This window comes from Bartonella sp. AC130YNZD, from assembly GCF_042196865.1.
Taxonomy (GTDB): Bacteria; Pseudomonadota; Alphaproteobacteria; order Rhizobiales; family Rhizobiaceae; genus Bartonella.
In genome coordinates, this window is record NZ_JBHIQZ010000077.1 from 1 (window position 1) to 2,744 (window position 2,744).

The 2,744-nt window shown below is 35.6% G+C and carries 4 protein-coding genes and 1 pseudogene; 2 read left to right on the top strand and 3 right to left on the bottom strand.

Annotation, left to right across the window (positions count from 1 at the left end; translation table 11 throughout):
• The 3 genes and pseudogenes from ACFINU_RS09535 to ACFINU_RS09545 form a co-directional block, all read right to left on the bottom strand.
• Nucleotides 1–309: pseudogene (locus ACFINU_RS09535) on the bottom strand (hypothetical protein); the annotation flags it as partial.
• A 379-nt stretch (nucleotides 310–688) separates the two neighbouring features.
• The gene (locus ACFINU_RS09540) at nucleotides 689–1,267 is read right to left on the bottom strand and encodes a hypothetical protein (protein WP_375618939.1); all 579 of its coding nucleotides are present in this window, start codon (nucleotides 1,265–1,267) and stop codon (nucleotides 689–691) included.
• A 3-nt stretch (nucleotides 1,268–1,270) separates the two neighbouring features.
• On the bottom strand, nucleotides 1,271–1,591 hold the full coding sequence (locus ACFINU_RS09545; protein ID WP_375618940.1) for a hypothetical protein: 321 nt from the start codon (nucleotides 1,589–1,591) through the stop codon (nucleotides 1,271–1,273).
• Nucleotides 1,592–1,942: 351 nt separating this feature from the next.
• Between ACFINU_RS09545 and ACFINU_RS09550 the strand changes: the two genes are divergently transcribed.
• Together ACFINU_RS09550 and ACFINU_RS09555 are read left to right on the top strand one after the other, a co-directional pair.
• On the top strand, nucleotides 1,943–2,125 hold the full coding sequence (locus ACFINU_RS09550; protein WP_038473253.1) for a type II toxin-antitoxin system HicA family toxin: 183 nt from the start codon (nucleotides 1,943–1,945) through the stop codon (nucleotides 2,123–2,125).
• Between the two features lie 20 nt (nucleotides 2,126–2,145).
• Entirely contained in the window at nucleotides 2,146–2,568 is a 423-nt protein-coding gene (locus ACFINU_RS09555; protein WP_375618941.1) for a type II toxin-antitoxin system HicB family antitoxin, read from the top strand.
• Nucleotides 2,569–2,744: the final 176 nt, after the last annotated feature.

Sequence of the window (2,744 nt, forward strand, 5' to 3'; positions counted from 1 at the left end):
AGCAATCTTTTCTTTTGCTAGCGCAACTTGCATTCGCTCCAGTTTAATCTTGTATTCATTAGCGCCCTCTGTAGAGGCTTGTTTGATCTTTGTCCGCGGTTGACCATCCGGTGCTAAAAATGGAGCAGGGCGTTTTGTTGGATTCTCATTCCAGATGCTTGTGGCAAGGGCTTCATTGACAGAACCATCTTCAAAAAGAGCCTTATCAAATTTCCCTGTCTTAAAACGAGAAACCACTGCATTAGGAGAAACACGCATCTTTTTGGCAAACGCACGAAGCGATAGCCCTTCACGAGTTTTCTTAGTCATAGTTGCTCCTTTCCTTCTTTTCTGTCCTAAGAAGGAGGTGGTTACGGCGTATTAGGATAAAGAGAGATTTACGGTACCAACTGAAAAACAAGATTTAATACGATAAGGAAATACTTAACACATTAAATTGTTATTTATCAATGTGTTATGTGTACAATGTACAGTCGATTTGAAAATTCTGTCGCTAGCGATAGTTCGCGCTAGCCTGCCCCGCAACGAAGCCAACCCGCTGGGAAGTACCTTTTACATTGATTTTATTGATTTTTTTATGGAAAAAACAAAGCATAAGTGATAATCTGTTTTTAATATTGCAATAAGAATAGGTAATGCCTAAACTCATAAGGATATGGAATATATAGATAAAGCTTGAGAACATGATCTATCCTTTTTTATTAGCAGCGTATTCTTGACGAGAAAGTTGTCTTTGTATATTTTTGGTTAATCTTTCATTGGCTTCTTTTACAATAGCACTTGCAATCTCTGGCTTGGACATCACTTTAGCAATTGAAGGTCCTTCTTGTTTTGCAATGGGGAATTGATCTCCGTCATCTCTTTGAAACACATTCCCTCCCATTTTCAAATCAACGCGCTTTGGAAAACTCCCACCCTTAATAAAACCATGAGGCAAGATTTCTTTCTTTCCAAATAGTGTGTAAGCCACGCCGTGTTTTGTTTCGTTTACTTTAAAAAATTTAAGAGGTATTGGTGTTCCAGAACCAATGATATCTGTCTCAAGAAACCTTGCTGTCGCCTTTTCTTTAATATAAACGCCTCTTCTTATACGCTTTATTTGGGCTGATGAGATGTCAGCAACTTGCTTTTCAGTAAAGCGTTCAACTTGTTTTGCTGCGGTGTTTAGAGCATTACGCAGAGCCCAATTAAGGCGAGGGGCTTGAAGGCTTGTGAAGGTATCTTTTGCCTGTTGAAGATACCATTTTTGGTGGATGATTAATTTCAACTTCTAAGCCTTTTTTGGGGTAGGTGTTGATGATTTAGAAACTTTAGATGCTTTAGGCTTTTCGAGAGAGGTTTCCTCTGGTACTGTTTCAGATGATATTTGGTTGGGTTCTTGTTCTATTTGCTTAATTTGTTCAACTCCCTTGTCGGGCTTTATTTTTGTTTTGATTTCAATAAAAGGTTTAGCAGCATTAGCGCGTTTGAGACGTGCGTAGACTTGATTGGAGATCTCTACAAATGGATTATTGGGAGTTGAAGTTTCAAAACGAACAGTGCTTTTGTTATCGCCAACAACACACATTGGCTTGGTGATGATTGCTTTCATCTTCGCTCCTTTTGAGGCAATGAATTAATGACATCATTGGTCACTTAATGGCTTTTGTTATGTGCAAAATAGATTAGCCTATTTTATCAATAAAAACAGCGCTTTAAGCCATCTTAAAAGCTTAATATTTTACCAAATTTTAGGGGATATTTTTGAATTTTAGACACAATACGACTAGTGCAGTAACGTCATTAAATAAAATTTTTTACACATTGTCAAGAGAAAAAATCTATATTTTGTATTTTTTTATTTTTTTGATCAAAACTTGGTATTTAAAAAGCCGCTTTTTAATTTTCTATAAATAACAACATATTTGTTTCATTTAAACATTTTAGATGTTATACTATATTTATGAATAGCCAAGAATTAAAAAGATATCTTACAAAGCATGGTTGCAGTTTTACTTCGGGGAAAGGCGGTCATTTAATTGTAAGACTTGGTTCTAAAAAAACGGTTTTGCCAATGCATGGTGCGCGAAAAGAATTAGGAACGGGATTAGTTAATAAAATTCTCAAAGATCTTGATCTAAAGTAAGTCTGAATATGGAGATGTAAATGAAATATGCACTTAAATTTATCAAAGATGACAATGATACTCTTCTTGTCGTTTGCAAAGACTTTCAAGAATTTATTACCTATGGTAACGATGAAAAAGAAGCTTTAGAAAATGCTAAAAACGCACTTTTAACAGTTATTATGGGGCGTTTCCAAGATCGTGAATTTGTTCCGTGTGGTATTTATGATGTTACCTATCCTTTTGTTGAAGTCTCTTCATTGGTCACTTTAAAAATTGCAATACATAACGCTATGATTGAAAAAGACTTACGCAAAGCTGATCTTGTGCGTCTTTTAAAACTTCACCCAATACAAATTGACCGATTGTTGGATTTAAACCATGCAACAAAATTAGATGCCTTAGAATTCACTCTCATTGCTCTTGGAAAAGAGATCTCTATTAATATTCAAAATGCTGCTTGAATTTAGCGGTTTTGTGTAAAATGTTTATGAAGCGCATTAAGAGCAATGCGCAATGAAAGCACAAGGTGTGGTAGTGATTGATCTTCTATGACAAGATATTGTAATGCGGCATGAAGGTTATATTGACGGTGTAAACATTGAGCTTCTTGAACAACATCTTTTACAGCTAAAAGATG